Source organism: Sedimenticola thiotaurini (genome assembly GCF_001007875.1).
GTDB classification, from domain to species: Bacteria; Pseudomonadota; Gammaproteobacteria; order Chromatiales; family Chromatiaceae; genus Sedimenticola; species Sedimenticola thiotaurini.
Map to the genome: position 1 here is coordinate 1,209,373 of NZ_CP011412.1, position 18,664 is coordinate 1,228,036.

The 18,664-nt window shown below is 56.8% G+C and carries 19 protein-coding genes and 1 other RNA gene; 6 read left to right on the plus strand and 14 right to left on the minus strand.

Features of this window, described 5'->3' with window-relative positions; all coding sequences use genetic code 11:
- Positions 1-39: 39 nt before the first annotated feature.
- The 8 genes from AAY24_RS05385 to hrcA all read right to left on the minus strand — a co-directional run bounded on the left by AAY24_RS05385 (position 40) and on the right by hrcA (position 8,243).
- Positions 40-327 (minus strand): LapA family protein, encoded by a 288-nt coding sequence (locus tag AAY24_RS05385; RefSeq protein ID WP_046858812.1) that lies wholly within the window; start codon positions 325-327, stop codon positions 40-42.
- A 263-nt stretch (positions 328-590) separates the two neighbouring features.
- On the minus strand, positions 591-1,580 hold the full coding sequence (locus AAY24_RS18420) for a flagellar hook-length control protein FliK (protein WP_052761083.1): 990 nt from the start codon (positions 1,578-1,580) through the stop codon (positions 591-593).
- 214 nt (positions 1,581-1,794) lie between these two features.
- Positions 1,795-2,262, minus strand: a complete 468-nt coding sequence (locus AAY24_RS05395) for a hypothetical protein (protein ID WP_046858813.1) — start codon at positions 2,260-2,262, stop codon at positions 1,795-1,797.
- Positions 2,263-2,299: 37 nt separating this feature from the next.
- Positions 2,300-3,103, minus strand: a complete 804-nt coding sequence (dapB, locus tag AAY24_RS05400) for a 4-hydroxy-tetrahydrodipicolinate reductase (protein ID WP_046858814.1) — start codon at positions 3,101-3,103, stop codon at positions 2,300-2,302.
- 57 nt (positions 3,104-3,160) lie between these two features.
- Positions 3,161-4,294, minus strand: a complete 1,134-nt coding sequence (gene dnaJ, locus AAY24_RS05405; protein ID WP_046858815.1) for a molecular chaperone DnaJ — start codon at positions 4,292-4,294, stop codon at positions 3,161-3,163.
- A 117-nt stretch (positions 4,295-4,411) separates the two neighbouring features.
- Positions 4,412-6,346: a molecular chaperone DnaK gene (gene dnaK, locus AAY24_RS05410; protein ID WP_046858816.1), complete on the minus strand. Its 1,935-nt coding sequence runs from the start codon at positions 6,344-6,346 to the stop codon at positions 4,412-4,414.
- 92 nt (positions 6,347-6,438) lie between these two features.
- Positions 6,439-7,044, minus strand: coding sequence for a nucleotide exchange factor GrpE (gene grpE / locus AAY24_RS05415; protein WP_046858817.1), 606 nt, complete (start codon positions 7,042-7,044; stop codon positions 6,439-6,441).
- Positions 7,045-7,178: 134 nt separating this feature from the next.
- On the minus strand, positions 7,179-8,243 hold the full coding sequence (gene hrcA, locus AAY24_RS05420) for a heat-inducible transcriptional repressor HrcA (RefSeq protein ID WP_234422250.1): 1,065 nt from the start codon (positions 8,241-8,243) through the stop codon (positions 7,179-7,181).
- A 228-nt stretch (positions 8,244-8,471) separates the two neighbouring features.
- On the opposite strand from hrcA, the gene AAY24_RS05425 reads away from it, so the two are divergent.
- Together AAY24_RS05425 and recN are read left to right on the plus strand one after the other, a co-directional pair.
- On the plus strand, positions 8,472-9,353 hold the full coding sequence (locus AAY24_RS05425; RefSeq protein ID WP_046858818.1) for an NAD(+) kinase: 882 nt from the start codon (positions 8,472-8,474) through the stop codon (positions 9,351-9,353).
- A gap of 5 nt (positions 9,354-9,358) precedes the next feature.
- Entirely contained in the window at positions 9,359-11,026 is a 1,668-nt protein-coding gene (gene recN, locus AAY24_RS05430; RefSeq protein WP_046858819.1) for a DNA repair protein RecN, read from the plus strand.
- A 30-nt stretch (positions 11,027-11,056) separates the two neighbouring features.
- Here recN and fur read toward each other — a convergent pair whose 3' ends face one another.
- Complete coding sequence (gene fur, locus AAY24_RS05435) at positions 11,057-11,485, minus strand: ferric iron uptake transcriptional regulator (protein WP_046858820.1); 429 nt, start codon at positions 11,483-11,485, stop codon at positions 11,057-11,059.
- Positions 11,486-11,580: 95 nt separating this feature from the next.
- Here fur and AAY24_RS05440 point away from each other — a divergent pair, with 95 nt between their 5' ends.
- Positions 11,581-12,075 carry an outer membrane protein assembly factor BamE gene (locus AAY24_RS05440; RefSeq protein WP_046858821.1) on the plus strand — a complete coding sequence of 165 codons (495 nt, stop codon included), beginning with the start codon at positions 11,581-11,583 and terminating at the stop codon, positions 12,073-12,075.
- 6 nt (positions 12,076-12,081) lie between these two features.
- On the opposite strand, the gene AAY24_RS05445 is transcribed toward AAY24_RS05440, so the two are convergent.
- The 3 genes from AAY24_RS05445 to AAY24_RS05455 are packed head-to-tail and all read right to left on the minus strand — an operon-like array spanning position 12,082 to position 14,158.
- The gene (locus tag AAY24_RS05445) at positions 12,082-12,414 is read right to left on the minus strand and encodes an RnfH family protein (protein ID WP_046858822.1); all 333 of its coding nucleotides are present in this window, start codon (positions 12,412-12,414) and stop codon (positions 12,082-12,084) included.
- The gene (locus AAY24_RS05450; protein WP_046858823.1) at positions 12,392-12,829 is read right to left on the minus strand and encodes a type II toxin-antitoxin system RatA family toxin; all 438 of its coding nucleotides are present in this window, start codon (positions 12,827-12,829) and stop codon (positions 12,392-12,394) included. The genes AAY24_RS05445 and AAY24_RS05450 overlap by 23 nt, the downstream gene beginning before the upstream one ends.
- A complete protein-coding gene (locus tag AAY24_RS05455) occupies positions 12,830-14,158 on the minus strand; it encodes a sodium-dependent transporter (RefSeq protein ID WP_234422279.1) in 1,329 nt (442 codons plus the stop codon).
- 221 nt (positions 14,159-14,379) lie between these two features.
- On the opposite strand from AAY24_RS05455, the gene smpB reads away from it, so the two are divergent.
- The 3 genes from smpB (at position 14,380) to AAY24_RS05465 (ending at position 16,726) form a co-directional block, all read left to right on the plus strand.
- Positions 14,380-14,862: an SsrA-binding protein SmpB gene (gene smpB, locus AAY24_RS05460; RefSeq protein WP_046858825.1), complete on the plus strand. Its 483-nt coding sequence runs from the start codon at positions 14,380-14,382 to the stop codon at positions 14,860-14,862.
- Positions 14,863-14,974: 112 nt separating this feature from the next.
- Positions 14,975-15,351: a transfer-messenger RNA gene (gene ssrA / locus AAY24_RS18740) on the plus strand.
- A 163-nt stretch (positions 15,352-15,514) separates the two neighbouring features.
- A complete protein-coding gene (locus AAY24_RS05465) occupies positions 15,515-16,726 on the plus strand; it encodes a tyrosine-type recombinase/integrase (RefSeq protein ID WP_063370446.1) in 1,212 nt (403 codons plus the stop codon).
- A 170-nt stretch (positions 16,727-16,896) separates the two neighbouring features.
- Here AAY24_RS05465 and AAY24_RS05470 read toward each other — a convergent pair whose 3' ends face one another.
- Together AAY24_RS05470 and AAY24_RS05475 are read right to left on the minus strand one after the other, a co-directional pair.
- On the minus strand, positions 16,897-17,310 hold the full coding sequence (locus AAY24_RS05470; protein WP_046858826.1) for a type II toxin-antitoxin system PemK/MazF family toxin: 414 nt from the start codon (positions 17,308-17,310) through the stop codon (positions 16,897-16,899).
- A gap of 66 nt (positions 17,311-17,376) precedes the next feature.
- Positions 17,377-18,657 (minus strand): hypothetical protein, encoded by a 1,281-nt coding sequence (locus AAY24_RS05475; RefSeq protein WP_199930502.1) that lies wholly within the window; start codon positions 18,655-18,657, stop codon positions 17,377-17,379.
- Between the last annotated feature and the right edge of the window lie 7 nt (positions 18,658-18,664).

Here is an 18,664-nt window from a genome sequence, read left to right on the forward strand (position 1 = left end):
GCAGATCCTGAACGGATTATCCCTTTCCCTAACATAATCTCAATTGTCCTTGATCGGTAACGCACGTAGGTTGTTGACCTCCTGACGGGCAATTTTGGCCTTGTGCCTCAGGCTCATATTCTCCCGGCGCAGCTTGAGGGAACTGCCCAGCGTGGCAAGCACGCCCAGAATCGCCCCGATAGCCACAGCCGCCACCAGTATCACCGACAAGGGGAACTCTTGCACTCCAAAATAGTAATTGAGTTGCACGGTCTCGGCATTCATGACCGCAAATGCAGCGCCGATCATCATGATCAGTAAAATGAAAATCAGCTTTAAATATCGCACAGTCTAGTCTCTCCCATGGTCGATCAGATACCGATAGCGACTATCATAACCAAGATTCCGCCGGAACCGTACCGGGAAATTAAGACGCTGGACCACAACTGTGCCGATGGATCGTTAACACGGAGCTCTCAACAGAGTAGAACTGGAAACAGTGGCAGGAAAAAATAGAGCTCTGGCACCGGGCCAGACGGGTTGATACAACACCTCTGGCCCGGCGTCAGCGGGGAGGCCGATAGCCGGCCGCTGGCCGGGCCGGGGCTTAGTCAGGCGTAGTCATCCACCAGCCCATTGGTTGTTACCAGGGTCTCGCTCTGGAGCATATCCGTGGAGTCTTCAGCTGTCTGGCCAGATTCCCCATCCATCCCGAAACCGTTGCCACCACTACTGCCGCCCGGCTGCCCGAACATCTCCGGGCCGCCGTCCTGGGTGCTGGCATCATGCTGCCCCACATCCACATTGGCCAACAGCATATTGTTGTCGGCAAACATATCACGCAACCGGGGAATGGCCGCTTCAATGGCTTCCTTCACCGCGGCATTATTTGCCAGGAAGCTGACGCTGGCCTGATCGTGCTGCATGGATATCTGGATATCGATCGGCCCCAAGTGTCGTGGCGAGATATGCAGGGTAGCCTGCTGCAACTGACCGCCTACCATCCAGGCAACCCGGTTACCGAGCATATTGTCCCAGCCCTTCTCACCAACAGGAAGATTAATGGCCGGAGGGGTGTAGACACCGGAACGGTAGGACGACGCCTGTTCCAGGCCTGAAACCAGCGACGCAAAAGGTGTCCCTGAAGTCGTCCCGGTGTTGTTCAGCAAACCGGCGGACAGGTCACCGGCATTTACAGCCGATTTAATTCCCATTGCGTCCGCCGCCAGTTCACCTTTGGCCAGCAGGATTGCGCTCTGGGCATCCGCCGGACTCAGCGCCCCATTCAACTGCCCGGGTGTCCCGGAGGCGGGTCCCGTATTTGCTCCCTGGCTCAACAGCATGTTGCGTAGATCCACCGGGGTCAGGGAAGCCCCCGCACCCGACTGTGTACCGAGCCGGTTGGCGGCCTCTTCCCCCCCGGGCTCAATACCGGCCAGTTGCAGGATCCATTGCAACAGCGCCGGATTGGCCGTGGCGGGATCGGCAAGATCTGCCGCCCACGGCAATGAATTGCCGTTCTCCATCATGGATTCCAGCTCCTGTAACTGCTCGGGTGGCAGCAGCTCCTTCAGCTTCGCCATATCTTCAGGGGACAGCATCTCCCCCTCGAAAAGCTGGTTAAAATCGGACTGATTCCCTTGATTTTTCGCTATACCTGACGAGGATGTAGCACCACTTCCTGACGAAGCAGGCGATACGGATGGAAACATATCTGGACCTGGCACCGCACTATTCACTTGTCACTCCTGGTTTGCGCCTTTTGGACTGACAATTAACAAGCAGCAACTATGCCAATCGACTCCAGAACGAGGATTACTCGAGAAAATCGCTTTTTTCTGCCCGTCTCCAGGCTCCCGACACCACCAGCCACTCCCCCGCTTCCTCAGCCAGGCTCAGATCCAGGCGTATAAGCTCGGCACGGAGCGAAATCAGTTGTGAAACAGTCTTGAGGGGCTGGCCCGCCACGGCAACATAGAGTGTCACATGGGCCCGGTCCGGCCCGATCAGGTCGAGACGACTTACCTGGGTCAACAGATGAATCGACTGATGGGTCACGAAGTAACCGCCCAGCAGGCGCAACAGAGCCTGTTTGTCTTGCCCGGCACTATCGCTGAAGGCAGGTGACAGGAGGGGAGAAACGGCAGAAAGGGAACGGGACTCCACGGCCTCCTCGGCCGTGTTCAGCAAGGCGCGTATGCGTGATTCAGGGCTCGTATCATCACCACTGCAGGAAGCCAACAGCGGCAGCAACAGCAGCAGTGCGCCAAGCCGCTTCAGCAATCCGACCGATCCGGGCCAGACAGCTCCGGTATGGTGGTTAGCGCAGACCAAGGACATCCTGCATATCGAACAGGCCGCTATCCCGCTGCATCAGCCAGCGTACACCGCGCACCGCACCGTTAGCGAAGGTCATGCGACTGGAGGCCTTGTGGGTTATCTCAACCCGTTCACCCATCGTCGCAAACAGCACGGTGTGGTCACCCACCACATCACCGGCCCGAATGGTTTCGAATCCGATGGTTTTACGCTCACGCTCACCGGTGATTCCTTCACGCCCATACACCGCACACTCTTTCAGATCACGCCCCAGGGCCGAGGCCACCACCTCGCCCATGCGCAGAGCGGTCCCGGAAGGTGCATCCACTTTGTGGCGATGGTGAGCCTCGATGACCTCGATATCCGCCTCATCCCCCATCACCCTGGCCGCCATGTCCAGCAGCTTGAAACAGAGGTTGACCCCGACACTCATATTGGGGGCCAGGATGATCGGAATCTCGGCCGATGCGCTCTGCAGCTGCGCCCGTTCAGCCTCGGAAAAGCCGGTAGTCCCGATCACTATGCGCTTTTTGTGTTGACGACAGATCTCCAGGTGATTCAGGGTTGCCTGGGGCGTGGTAAAGTCAATTACCGCATCAAAATCTTCCGCAACCGTCTCAAGTGAATCCCGGACGGTTACACCGATACAACCAACGCCCGCCAGTTCACCAGCATCTGCACCGATCAGCGTACTACCGGGTCGCTCCACCGCAGCCCCAAGATTCATGCCTTCAGCGTCTGTTACGGCCTGTATCAGCGCCTTGCCCATACGCCCGGCGGCCCCCACGACTGCTACTCTTGTCATCGATACTGTTCCTGTCACTGAATTTATTCGGTTGCGCGGATGGTTCAGCCGGATCGACTAGAACCCCATACCTTCAAAAAACTTCTTCACGCCATCCATCCAACCGGTGGAGTGGGGGCTGTGCTTGCTGCCGGCGCCTTTCATCGATTCGTCCAGCTGGCGCAGCAGCTCTTTCTGGTCATCGGTCAGATTCACCGGCGTCTCCACCATGACCTTGCAGAGCAGGTCACCGACCGGGCCACCCCGAACCGGCTTGACCCCTTTGCCACGCATTCTGAACATCTTGCCGGACTGGGTACCGGCCGGAATCTTCAATACCACCTTGCCATTCAGGGTCGGCACCTCCAGCTCTCCCCCCAGGGCGGCACTGACAAAACTGATGGGTACTTCGCAGAACAGGTGATTCTCTTCCCGGGTGAATATTTCGTGCGGTTTGACTGAAATCTGCACATACAGATCACCGGCGGGTCCACCGCTCTCCCCCGCTTCCCCTTCACCCGACAAGCGTATCCGGTCGCCGGTATCGACGCCGGGCGGCACCTTCACCGACAGCGTCTTGTGCTCCTGTATGCGACCCGCACCGTGACAGGCCGGACAGGGTGATTCAATGACCGTGCCCTTACCACGGCAGGTCGGACAGGTCTGCTGAACCGAGAAGAAACCCTGTTGCATTCTCACCTGGCCATGACCGGCACAAGTGCTGCAGGTCTTGGGTTTGGTGCCTTTTTTGGCACCCGTCCCATTGCACGGGTTACACTTGACCATGGTGGGCACACGGATCTTGACCGTGGTACCAGCCACGGCATCTTCCAGGGAGATCTGCAGGTTGTAACGGAGGTCAGCCCCCCGATGCACCCGGGAACCACCGGCTCGACCCCCAAAGATATCGCCAAACACATCACCAAAGATATCGCTGAAGTTACCTCCGCCGGCGTGTCCATAGCCCCCACCCGCAGAGTTATCCACACCGGCATGACCAAACTGGTCGTAAGCGGCGCGCTTCTGTGGATCGGAAAGGATCTCGTAAGCCTCCTTGGCCTCTTTGAACAGCTTTTCAGAGTCAGCTGACTTGTCTCCGGAATTACGATCCGGATGGTGCTTCATGGCGAGGCGTCGATAAGCCTTTTTTATCTCAGCTTCGCTGGCGTTCTTACTGACACCTAATACTTCGTAAAAGTCTCGCTTCGACATATTCGATCTGCTTTGTAAACCGCCGAAGCGCGAGGGTATGGAGGAGCTCTACAGCCCCTCCATACCCTCGCGCCTCAACTGTGAAATATCAGACGGGTAACCCGTCACTCTATACCGTTACTTGTCCTCTTTTACCTCTTCGAACTCGGCGTCAACCACATCATCATCCTTACCCGCGGAGCCGGCACTGGCGTCAGCAGAACCGGCGGCCCCGGCAGCTCCATCTCCACCCTTCTGGGCGTAGAGTCGTTCCGCCATCTTGGCAGACGCCTCGGTCAGGGTCTTGGTCTTGGCCTCGATGGCATCCTTATCATCACCCTTGACAGCCTCTTCCAGATCCTTGATGGCCGCCTCAATGGAGTCCTTTTCACCGGGTTCGAGTTTATCTTCACCCAACTCTTCCATTGACTTGCGGATAGCATGAATCATGTTGTCCGCCTGATTACGGGCCTGGACCAGATCGTTGAACTTGCGATCCTCCTCGGCATGCGCCTCGGCATCCTTGATCATCCGTTCTACTTCATCATCGCTCAATCCAGACGATGCCTTGATCACGATGGACTGCTCCTTGCCCGTCGCTTTATCCTTGGCCGACACATTCAGAATACCGTTGGCATCGATATCGAAGCTGACCTCGATCTGCGGCATACCACGGGGTGCCGGTGGAATGTCAGTCAGGTCGAAGCGCCCCAGTGACTTGTTGGCACTGGCCTGTTCCCGCTCACCCTGGAGAACATGCACAGTCACTGCGGTCTGGTTGTCATCGGCCGTCGAGAACACCTGGCTGGCATTGGTGGGGATCGTGGTGTTCTTCTCGATCAGCTTGGTCATCACACCACCCATGGTCTCGATACCGAGAGAGAGCGGAGTCACATCCAGCAACAGCACATCCTTCACATCACCACCCAGGACGCCGCCCTGGATAGCTGCACCAATAGCTACTGCCTCATCCGGGTTGACATCGCGCCGGGGGGCTTTGCCGAAGAACTCTTCAACCTTGGCCTGGACCTTGGGCATACGGGTCTGTCCACCCACCAGGATTACCTCATCAATCTCGGAGGCGCTCAGACCGGCATCATTCAGTGCCGTGCGGCAGGGGGCAATCGTCCGGTTTACCAGATCCTCTACCAATGCTTCGAGCTTGGAGCGGGTCAGCTTGATATTGAGATGTTTCGGACCACTGGCGTCCGCCGTAATGTAGGGTAAATTGATGTCGGTCTGCTGACCGTTGGAAAGCTCGATCTTGGCCTTTTCAGCGCCCTCTTTGAGTCGCTGCAGGGCCAGCGGGTCGTTACGCAGATCGAAGCCCTGCTCCTTCTTAAAGGTTTCCACCAGGTAATCAATGATGCGCAGGTCGAAATCCTCACCACCCAGGAAGGTGTCACCATTGGTGGAGAGCACCTCGAACTGGTGTTCGCCATCAATCTCGGCAATTTCGATAATGGAGATATCGAAGGTACCACCACCCAGATCGAACACAGCCAGTTTCTGGTCGCCACGCTTCTTGTCCATACCGTAAGCCAGTGCGGCGGCGGTCGGCTCATTGATGATACGTTTCACATCCAGTCCGGCAATACGACCGGCATCCTTGGTGGCCTGGCGCTGTGAATCGTTGAAGTAGGCGGGTACGGTAACCACGGCCTCGGTCACCTCTTCACCCAGATAATCCTCGGCGGTCTTCTTCATTTTCTGAAGAATCTTTGCCGAGATCTCCGGCGCCGCCATCTTCTTGCCATTCGCCTCAACCCAGGCATCACCGTTATCGGCCTTTACAATCTTGTAAGGCACCATCTCGATATCACGCTGAACCACTTCATCATCGAAACGACGACCGATCAGACGCTTAATCGCAAACAGGGTGTTCTGGGGATTGGTCACCGCCTGACGTTTTGCTGACTGACCGACCAACACCTCGCCTTCACTGTTATAAGCAACGATAGAGGGGGTTGTGCGATCGCCTTCACTGTTCTCGATAACACGGGCGCTGTCCCCATCCATCACTGCGACGCAGGAGTTGGTTGTGCCCAGATCGATTCCGATGATCTTTCCCATTGTTTGGTCTCTCCGGTTAACTGTCTATAAATATTAAAGTACTTGTTTCTACTTGTTATTCCAGATGGGGGATAACCCTGCGCTTTTCAAGGTCAGGCTTTCTCATCCACCTGGCCGGGTGCGGCCTGGGAGACCATCACCATGGCCGGCCGAACCAGGCGACCATTCAGGGTATATCCCTTCTGCACCACTGCCACCACGGTATTCGGGGGCACATCATTACGCGGTTGCGTGCTCATTGCCTGATGCAGATCCGGATCAAAGGGTTCACCTTCGGGGTTGATCTGCACCACATTGAATTTCTCCATCACATCGGAGAACAGCTTCAGGGTAAGCGCGGTGCCTTCACGCAACTGGTCAACGGTCGAATTCTCTTCATTGGCCGCCGCCAGCCCCATCTCCATGCTGTCACGCACCGGCAGCAGCTCATTCACGAACCGCTCCAAGGCGTACTTATGAGCGTTCTCCAGCTCCCGTTCCTGCCGCTTGCGCAGATTATCCATCTGGGCCTTGGTGCGTACCAACTGATCCCAGTGTTCATCCGCCTTGGCCCGGGCATCTTCCAACTGCAGAACCAACTCTTCAGGGGTCGGCGTTTCGGCTGCTGCAGGCTCCTGGTTTGACTCTGCCTCGGCACTCTCCTCAGCGGCTTCGTCAACCACCACCTGATCGCTGACCTGTTCCTGATCTTTGCTCATCTGTTTCCTCTAACTTGTTGAAGCCTTAATATAAATCAACCCAACCACCGGGCTCGGCAGCCTGATTGAAAGAAGATCCTGATAATCCCCACAAACTGGGGATGGTTAAGGCTGTTTCAAGCCATTTCAGTCAATTATTTTTCTGTGCGTGTCTGCATGGCAGTGCTTAACAGCTTGGCGGTGATATCTACGATCGGTATCACCCGGTCATACGCCATGCGCGTTGGCCCCACCACGCCCAGCACTCCAGCCACTTTATCGTCCACCTGGTAGGGGGCGGTGACCAGGCTGCACTGGTCCAGCGCCCGGTACCCTGACTCTTCACCAATGAACAGTTGTACACCTTCCGCCATCATCGAACCGTCCAGCAGATGGAGAATTTCATTCTTTTCCGTAAATGAGTCGAACAGCTCACGAAGCTTGTTCATCTGGGAGAAGTCATTGAAGTCCATCAGGTTGGTCTGCCCGGCCATGACGTAATCATCACCGCTGATCTCCGGATCAATCACCTGTTCTGCCATTTCCAGGGCCTGGGCCATGATCTGGTTCATATCCTTGCGAGCCTGCTCCATCTCCCGCACCAGCCGCTGATGCATCTCTTCCATGGAGAGCCCGGAGTAGTGCTGGTTCAGCATATTGGCAAACTGAACCAACTGGGATGGGGTATAGGCCTTACGGACATCGATTACCCGGTTGTGCACTTCGCCATCGGTAGTCACCAGAATGGTCAACAGTCGCTTACTGGACAGTGGCAGGAACTCAATCTGCTTGAACGTGAGCTGTTTGCGACGCGGGACCATCACCAGTCCGGCCATGTGGGTTAGACGGGAGAGCAGTTTCGACGCCGACTCCACTAGTATCTTGGGATCGGCAGAAGCACCTAACCCGGTTTCCAGTTGCTTGATTTTCCCCGCTTCAAGGGGCTTCAGTGTCACCAGGGTATCAACAAACATGCGATAGCCGGAGACGGTTGGCACCCGGCCTGCCGAGGTGTGGGGCGACGAGACCAGCCCCATATCTTCAAGATCGGCCATGACATTGCGAATTGTGGCCGGACTCAGATCCAGCCCGGAATCCCGCGACAGGGTGCGGGAACCGACCGGCTCACCGTCCTCGATGTAGCGCTCTATCAGAATCTTCAACAAGTGCTGAGCGCGCTCGTTTACCGACAATTCACTCGACACTTTTTTAACCGTCACAACCAACCCCTGTAGTACCCGAGCAACTATTTCCCGTCCGTTGCTGATATGCACCCATTAGCACTCTTGATAATCGAGTGCTAACTCCTTGGATTATCATTTTGACATCTGGCAGTGTCAAGAAAGGATCCCGGCATCATAAAGCTTATGCCGATAGTTGGCTGGCCAGTAGCGGCATGATAAGTTGACGCCTGCAACTGCTGCATGACAACACAGATGACAACACCCATGCCAGAGAAATTCCAGACTATCGGTCTGATCGGAAAACATGGGGATCTGTCGCCTCACGCGACCATCCTCGAACTGGGACAGTTCCTGCAGAAGCGGGGGCACCGGGTCCTGCTGGAAGAGAATACAGCCAACCGAACCCCGAATCACAGGATGATCCCGGTCTCTCTGGACACCTTGGGGGCCGAATCTGACCTGGCCATCGTGGTGGGTGGGGACGGCACCCTGCTGCACACGGCCCGCAGCCTGGCGGACTACAACGTCCCCCTGCTGGGCATCAACCTGGGGCGTCTCGGCTTCCTGGCCGACATCACCCCGAAGGAGATGCTCACCACCCTGGGACAGATATTCGCCGGGGAGTATCGGGAAGAGTCCCGATTCCTGCTCAATGCCGAGATCGATGGGGCCCACTACACCGCCTTTAATGATGTGGTGGTACACAAGTGGAATATCGCCCGCATGATTGAACTGGAGACCTACATCAACGGCAGTTTCGTCAATGTGCAACGTTCCGACGGTATCATCGTCTCCACACCCACCGGTTCGACTGCCTACGCCCTCTCTGGCGGAGGCCCCCTGCTGCACACAGACCTGAACGCCACCCTGGTGGTCCCGATCTGTCCCCACACCCTCAGCAACCGCCCGCTGGTGGTGGACGGCGACAGCGAAATCGAGATTGTGGTCTGCGATCTGGCAGAAAATGCCCATTTGCGGATCACCTGTGACGGCCAGACCAGTCTGCCACTCCGGGGCGACAGGGTAACCATTCGCAAACATGCCCACCCGGTACGACTGATCCATCCACTCAACCATGACCACTTCTATATTCTGAGAACCAAACTGGGCTGGAGCGAGCACAACAACGCCTTCAAGGAAAAGTAGCCCCGATGCTGCAACAGATAAACATCAAAGACCTGGCCATTGTGAGCTCCCTGGAGGTCGAGCTGTTCCCCGGGATGACCGTGCTCACGGGTGAAACCGGGGCCGGCAAATCGATTCTGGTGGACGCCCTGGGGCTGGTGCTGGGGGATCGCGCCGATACCGGCATGATCCGTAACGACTGCGACCGGGCCGAGATCACTGCCATTTTCGATATCCGGGAGCTCCCGGCGGTAAACCAGTGGTTGGAAGAGAATACCCTGGACGATGACGGTCAATGCATCATCCGCCGGGTCTTACTGCGTAACGGCAGCTCCCGGGCCTACATCAATGGCAGCCCGGCCCCGCTGAAATCCCTGCAGGCAATCGGTGAACAACTGGTGGACATCCACGGCCAGCACGCCCACCAATCCCTGTTGCGGCGTCAGCACCAGAGAGCACTGCTGGACGAGTACGCTGGTCACGGCAAGCTTTGTCAGGAGACCGCCAGATGCTACTTGACCTGGCGGGAAGCGGAACAGGAACTGGCCACCCTGCGCAGTAACGAGGCGGAGCGCAGCGCCCGAATCGACCTGTTGCGCTACCAGATCAACGAATTGAACTCACTTGAACTGGGTGAGAACGAACTGGCAGAGCTACTCCAGGAACATGGCCTGCTTAGCAACGCTGGGAATATCATTGAGCACTGTAATAGCGCCCTCAATCTGCTGGATGACGAGGACGCAGCCCTCTCCCGCATCAACCGGGCTTATAACGAACTGCAGGAGCTGAGCGGGATGGATTCGGGGCTGAAAAGCGCCTGCGACCTGCTCGACAGCGCGGCCATTCAGGTTAGTGAAGCCCTCTCATCGCTCCGACACTACGCGGATAACCTGGAACTTGACCCGGCCAGGCTTGACCACCTGGATCAGCGTCTGCAGGAGATTCACGATCTGGCCAGAAAATACCGCTGCAAACCGGAAGAGATCCCTGCCCTGCTGCAACAGTTACAGGAGGAGCTCGGCCAGCTGGAGCAGTCAGACACGCACCTGACCGCGCTGGCAACACAGGTCGATACACTTTGGAACGACTATCTCGGCAACGCCAGAAAATTGAGCCAATCACGCCAGGAGGCGGCGGAACGGCTGGCGCAGCAGGTTTCCGACTGCATGCGTACCCTCGACATGCCAAACGGACAATTCGTGGCCCAGGTAACGCCAGTAGCGCAGGATAAGGCGACGACCAACGGCCTGGATCAGATTGATTTCCTGGTCTCTGCCAATCCCGGACAGCCGCCGAAACCCCTGGCCAAGGTGGCATCGGGGGGCGAACTCTCCCGCATCAGCCTGGCCATTCAGGTAGCCACCGCCAGTTGCACCCAGGTACCCACCCTGATCTTTGACGAGGTGGATGTGGGTATCGGCGGCGGCACTGCGGAGATTGTCGGACGTTTACTGCGCCAGATCGGCGACAGCCGCCAGGTGCTGTGCGTCACCCATCTGCCCCAGGTAGCCTCCCAGGGACATCAGCATCTGCGGATTGAAAAGGCTTCCAACGGGCAGGAGACCCGAACCCAGGTCGGTCGGCTGGACGGTGACTCCCGGATCGACGAAATCGCCCGCATGCTGGGGGGTGTGGAAATCACCGCCCAGACCCTGAGCCACGCTCGGGAGATGGTGGAACGCACCAACAGTTGAGCGAGGCCCGGTGTCAAATCCGTCTGTCGACTATTTCGCCTTCTTATGGCGGCAGTTCTCATCCAGGCATTTGCCGTAGATGACCAGTTCGTGGTCGCTGATCTGAAACCCCAGATCATTGGCAATTATCTGCTGACGTTTCTCGATGGTGTCATCGACAAACTCCTGTACCCGACCACAGGTGATGCAGACAATATGGTCGTGGTGGCTACCCCGACTGAGTTCAAACACCGAGTAACCATCCTCAAAATGGCGTTTCTCCACCAGGCCGGCACTTTCAAACTGGGTGAGCACCCGATAGACGGTCGCCAAGCCGATATCTTCATTGGCAGCCAGCAGCATCTTATAGACATCCTCTGCACTGACATGCCGTTCCGGGCTCTTCTCCAGCAGCTCAAGAATCTTCACCCGAGGTGCGGTCACCTTCAAGCCAGCCTTCCTAATATCCTGATCTTCCAAAACAAATTACCTCAGGTGTTTTCATGCTGTGATTCAGGTATCATTCCGGCCAACTTCAGATTTGGATAGATCCCTTATCAAACCGGAAAGATTGAATGCAAAAGCTTCTCATCTATTGGGTATGTGGTGCAAGCCTCCTACTCGCTGGCTGTTCTACCGTCAAGGACATCAGTAACGCCATCCCTGACGCGCTGAACAGACTGCCATTGGTCTATCGCCCCGATATCCAGCAGGGCAACGTTGTCAGTCAGGAGGCCATCAACAATCTGAAGCCGGGCATGTCAAAGAGCCAGGTCAGCTACTTGCTGGGAACCCCGATGTTAGTGGACGTATTTCACCAGGACCGGTGGGACTATTTTTACAGCATGAAGACCGGTAACGAGGAGATCAAGCAGGAGCGGGTCACCCTGTACTTTGTGGACGATCGTCTGACCCGGATCGAAGGGGACTACCGGCCGGAACCCACGGATGAATTGATCGAGACCAAACCGGAAGATGAGCTGATTATCTCGGTACCGGATTATACCGGCGACGATCAGGGTATCTTCTCCCGGGTTTTGGAATCTGTTGGCATCGAGCCGGACGAATAAACCGGTTCAGCCGGTCTCCTTGCCGCCCCCTTTCTTCAGCTGCTTGCCCTGGGCTGCGCGTTTCTTACGGGCCTCTTTCGGGTCGGCAATCAAAGGTCGATAGATCTCCACCCGATCACCTGGCTGTAGCGTGGCGTCACCCTTGGCCGCCTTGCCGAACACACCAAATTTGGCACTGGACAGATCTATCTCGGGAAAACGATCAGTAATGCGGGACCGCTCTGCTGCCTGCTGAACAGTAGTACCCGGTTCGACACTGACCGTCAGGATGACCTGTTCCTCAGGCTTGGCATAGGCTACTTCAACATCAAAATGTTCACTCACGACGGACCACCTCATCTGCTCGTTTGCAGAACGCATCGACTAGTGTATTGGCAATTTGACCAAAAACGGCACCAAATGCGGAATTGATCAGCCGGCCGGAAAACTCAAAATCGAGCTCCAGTTCCACCTTGCAGGCATCCTCACGTAAAGCGGTAAAGCGCCACTCGCCCTGAAGGTGTTTAAACGGGCCCTCCTGCAGTTGAATCACTATCCGCTCATAGGGGAAAAGCTGGTTACAGGTGGAGAATGACTGACTGATACCGACACGGGACACTTCAAGCCGACCACACAGCTTCTCTTCCGTTCGGGAGAGCAACTCGGTCGACTTACACCACGGCAGAAACTGTGGGTAAGACTCCACATCGTTGATTAACTCGAACATCTCGGCGGCTGAATGTCCCACCAGGGCACTCTTTCGGACTACAGGCAACTATAAAACTCCTATCGCCCGCAGGAAAATCAACAGCATGGCTGCAGGCGTAATAAAACGGATAATGAAATACCAAATCTTGAAACCGATCCTGGCGGAACCACCCAGTTCGTCCAGCACCGACTCCCGGGGCAGCACCCAACCGACAAACAGCGCCATGCCAAGCCCCCCCAGGGGCAGTATGATACTCGAAATGGCGATATCCAGCACATCGAACAGACCGTGGCGTTTGAGCACACCGGCAAAATTGAAACTGAACGACCAACTGCTAAAGGAGAGAATCGTCACAATACCCAGCAACCAGGCCACAATACCGCTCCAGATGGCGGCCCGAATCCGGTCTATTTCGCGATTCTCCACCAACCAGGCCACCAGCGGCTCGATCAGGGCAATGGATGAGGTCCAGGCGGCAAACACCAGCAGGAGAAAGAACAGCGCACCAAACAGCATCCCGCCCGGCAACTGCCCGAATGCGATGGGCAAAGTCTGGAAAATGAGCCCCGGGCCTTCACCCGCCGCCAGATCATTGGCAAACATCAGCGAGAATATGGCCAGCCCGACCAGCAGCGCCACCACCAGGTCCAGCAAACCTACCAGAACAGAAGTCCTGGCTATAGAGACGCCCTGGGGCAGATAGGAGCCGTACATCAGCATCACCCCCAACCCCAGCGACAGGGAAAAGAAGGCATGGCCCATGGCGCTTAAAACCCCGGACAGTGTCAGGCTGCTGAAATCACTATCAAACAAGTAGGCGTAGGCCTGACTGAAATCACCGGTTCTGGCGGCGTAAACCAGTACAATCAGGAGCAACAGGAACAGGCACGGCATCAGTATCCGGGCCGCCTTCTCCAGACCATTGCCCACTCCCCGGGAGACCACCTTGATAGTCATCACCATAAAGATGGTATGCCAGGCCAACAGCCGCTCCGGATCTGTCACCAACTGGGTGAAGATACTGCTCGCCCCCTCTGCGGTGACCCGCTCAAAGGCACCGGCCACCATGCGCATCAGGTAGGCGAGGGTCCAGCCGGCTATCACGCTGTAGTAGGAGAGAATAATCAGACCGGCCAGCATGCCGGCCCATCCCAACCAACCCCAGGCCCGACTGGCACCCGCTTCAATCGACAGTGTCTGCAGACTGTTCACGGGACATTGACGACCACGGCGACCGATCAGCACCTCACCCATCATGATCGGGATGCCCACCAGGGCCAGACAGAGCAGATAGACCAGGATAAAGGCACCACCCCCGTTATCACCGGTCATATAAGGGAATTTCCAGACATTTCCCAAACCCACGGCAGATCCCGTCGCCGCAAGAACAAACATCAGGCGGGACGACCACTGGCCATGGATAGAGATACGCTTGGACAAGGAGTCAATCCTCCAAAACCTGGTTGGCCGACAAAAGCCAGCTCAGCCGTCCCGGGAAACAGAAAAACCGCATTTTCAGCCAATTCCCTGCTCAGGACAAGTAAAGGGTCGGCAAACCAATGCCATCAATAACATCCTACTAGCCTCCGCCCCACCCTCTCACATACAATCCCCCCATGGCAAAGAAATCGAAAAAACAGCCTGGGTCGGGCAGTTCAACCATTGCCCTGAACAAGAAGGCAAAACACGAATACTTCATTCAGGAGCGTTACGAGGCGGGCATCTCACTGCAGGGTTGGGAGGTCAAAAGCCTGCGTGAAGGTCGGGTGCAACTTACCGACAGCTACGTCTTTCTGAGAAATGGCGAAGCCGCTCTGATCGGCACCAATATCACACCGCTGCTCAGCGCCTCCACCCACATCAAGCCGGAGCCGATGCGCACCCGCAAGCTGCTGCTGCATCGGCAGGAACTGGACAAGCTGATCGGCATGGTGGATCGCAAGGGCTATACCCTGGTACCGCTCGCGCTGTACTGGAAGAAAGGCAAGGTCAAACTGGAGATCGGCCTGGCCAAGGGCAAACAGCTGCATGACAAGCGGGAAACCGAAAAGAACCGGGACTGGGACCGGGACAAACAGCGTATCCTCAAGGCCCGCTGAACGGACTGGCGCTACGCACCGGCCGCTTGAAATAGCCCGCCGTAACCCCATATCATTGCGGACAAGGAACCAACAGACAGGGTATACTGTCTACTTAGTTAGGTTTTACCCAGGGGGCGACATGGCTTCGACGTGGGTGATGAAACCTGAGGTGCATGCCGAGGATACAGACAGCCTCGTAAATAAGTCTGTAACACTATAGTTGCCAACGACGACAACTACGCTCTCGCCGCTTAATAACCGGTAGAAGCCGTCTGACTGGAGCCGTGCTTGTGCGTCCAGAGTCCCTCGGGACATTTCAGGCGTCACAGCTCACAAGATCGCGATGAAGTACGTCCGGGACGGAATCGCTAAAACTTAACCGGAACCGCCGTCTACACGCCCTGTCTGCCGGGCAGTAGCCGGTTAAATATAATCGGCAGAACTAAGCATGTAGAGCCAAAGGCGGAGTGCTTGCGGACGGGGGTTCGATTCCCCCCGCCTCCACCAATTCAACATTTAATAAGATCCAATAAAAGCCTACAGCCCGCATAACAGCGGGCTTTTTTATTGCCTGCTTGTCCTGTAGCGTCTAAAGTTACCCCATAGAATCCTGAATCACATGGGGGTAACTATTGGGGTTACCCCAAGACTGACGGAGCAGTTACCCCAAATGCCGCTTACAGACACCGCAATCAAAAAGGCCAAGCCCGAGGCCAAACAGCGCAAGCTCTATGACGAGCGGGGTCTGTTCCTGCTGATCAGCCCCAAGGGCGGCAAGTGGTGGCGGTTCAAATACCTCTTCGACGGTAAGGAAAAGCTGCTTTCACTCGGCACCTACCCCGATGTGAGTCTGAAAGAGGCCAGAGACCGGCGGGACGAGGCACGCAAGCAGGTTGCCGCTGACATCGACCCCGGCGAACACCGCAAGGCCCAGAAAACGGCGAAAGTGGCGAAACAGGCCAACAGCTTTGAGGTAGTGGCGCGGGAGTGGTACGCGAAACACTCCCCCAACTGGTCCGCCAATCATGGCGATCGGATCATCCGCCGCCTGGAGCGGGACATCTTCCCGTGGATCGGCGGCTCCCCTGTAGCCGACATCACCGCCCCGCAACTGCTTGAGGTTATCCGCCGTATTGAGAAACGCGGAGCCCTGGAAACCGCCCATCGCGCCCTCGGGAACTGCGGACAGGTCTTCCGCTATGCGGTAGCCACAGGAAGGGCCGAACGTGATCCTTCCGGCGATCTGCGCGGCGCATTACCTCCCGTTAAAGAGACACACTTCGCATCCGTCACCGATCCAGCGAAAGTTGCCGGGGTACTACGCGCTTTGGATAGCTATGAAGGCACCCTTACCGTACGCTGTGCGTTGCGTCTTGCCCCTCTCGTCTTTGTCCGACCTGGGGAGCTGCGTCATGCAAGGTGGGCGGACATCGACTTGGAGGGAGCCGAATGGCGCTACACAGTAACAAAGACCAACACCCAGCACATTGTCCCCCTCTCCCGCCAATCCGTGAAAATCCTGACAGAACTGCACCCTCTTACCGGGCGGGGCCACTACGTTTTTCCTGGCGCGCGAAGCGCAGCACGCCCGATGAGTGAAAACGCCATACTCGCTGCCATGCGGCGTATGGGGATCAGCAAAGATGAAATGAGTGGCCACGGATTCCGGGCCATGGCGCGGACCATCCTTGATGAAGTGCTTGGTTTCCGTCCTGACTACATCGAACACCAGCTTGCCCATGCGGTACGCGATCCCAATGGACGCGCCTACAACCGCACCGCCCACCTGCCGGAACGGCGCAAGATGATGCAGGACTGGGCGGACTACCTGGACAAGCTGAAAGCAGGCGCGGAGATCATTTCGATTAACCAGCACGCTTGAACGAAGCCGCCCTCCAGATAGACAAAAGGCCCTGCACCTAGCGATGCAGAGCCTTGGATCAGAGGCCCCAGTCAGTTTGTCATCACCGGCTGGGGTCTGCTACCCGAAGGTAGTCTTTCAAGCCCGATTTATCGGGAACACCCCCATTATGGTTCCTGTGGGCCATTGAATCAAGATGGATTGACCAATCCGAGGGCAATCATCACACCCCGGCGGATCGCCTCAAGATCGTCGGGGGTCACTGGGTCTGCGACGTATATTCGCTTCCCGCTTGGTTCCTTCCCGGCCATCACCCGGTCCAGCCGCTCCAATGAGATGGTGGCCAGCATATCGCACTTGGCCCAGGTCTCTCTTCGGGCCAGTTTCCCCGGTAATGAACGTGGGTCCATGCGATGATGAAATGGCTCTACCGGATTCGGGACGGTGGTACTCAACGGCACGATGGTGCAAAGCCGGTTCGAGCGCCGGGGCCGGGGCGATATCACTACCACCGGCCGCCGCTTGATCATCTCCGGGACCTTGAAGCCAGTATTGAAGTCACAGATCAGCACCATACCGGGATGGGGATGAAAGGTCAGCGCCATGCGAGCTTGCCCCCTACACCATCGCAAAGCGGGCAAGCAAAGCGCGCCACGCCAAAATTATGGCATTCAATCTTTCTGGGCATCGGAACCATCCTCACCGGCTGCCCGAAACTCTGCATAAGCCTTGTCCCAATCTACACCCGAAAACGCTTCTTTGACCAATTGCAGAAAATCCTCGCGGTTTAACGTCTCAAAGGTCACGTCCTTGTATCGCTCCTCCAAGCGCATAACCTGGATCAGGGACTCGGCGCTGGGGAACACCCGGTCCAGCTCAGCGTTCAACCACTGGCGTGCTCCATTCTCGGTGGCCTGACCGGAAAGCGACTGACCCAGCAATGCATCGGGCGGAGCCTCCATCACCCGAGGCAAGTAGTAATCAACAATGGTCTGCCGGGATTCATCCAGATGCTTCTGAAGTTCTGCGCCGACCTGCTGTTGGTGCTCTTCGAGTTGTTTGCGAAACGCCTCAAGTCGTTCAATCAGGATCGGTTTGGCCGACTTCAACACCACCCGCCCGTGATCCTTGCCCAGCGATGGCGTAAAGTTCTTGCGGATTTTATTGAGGGCATTCTCCAACGGCTTGGACGAGAGCTTGCCACCCTTCTCGATCAGGTCGAACGTGGTGCGCAGCCTCCCTTCCAGATCCTTGCTGACACCAAGTTTTTGAATACTGGCCGGTATCGCCAGCCGATGACGCTGGATCGCGGCCCCGGTCAGGCTCAGTTCCACATATTGCAGATAGGGCTCGAATACACGCACCTGCCGGGCCAGATCAAACCGGACCGGCGGCGCTTGTTTCAGATTTTCATCCACCTGTTTGAATTGGACTTCATCAACCTGGATACCGCCAACCTCTACGGGCAAATTGGCGATACGTGTCTTTTCCACCGGATCATTGGTACGGGCAATAGCAATGGCCTTTGCCGCTGGTGACAACCGTGCCAGTGCCTCGGCGACCTGCTCCGGGGAAAGGCGCAGGGCATTGCGTGCCGAATCAGTGGCCGTTTCCGCTTCGAGATAGAGCGGCGTTGGCGTAAAGGTGTACCCCTCACCATCCACAATTATCAGTGCACTGCGCAAGCCCGGCGAGCTGTTGATCAAGACTCCGGCCTCACGCAGCGACTGAACCGCCGCTATATCGCCGTATCCCATGCGCATAACGCGCTCGTCGAAGTCCAGGCTGACAGTGACCAGTTCGGGGCCGATGCGGCTGGCGACCTCCGCTATGGCCTTTGCCGGTTCCTGCTGGATACCCGGCCCCGCATAACAGACAGCCCCTTCAGCGGTTCGAATCAGTTCCGCAATTCTGGCCGAGGACAAATGGCAAAACAGCTCACCGTCGTTCATGGGTTTG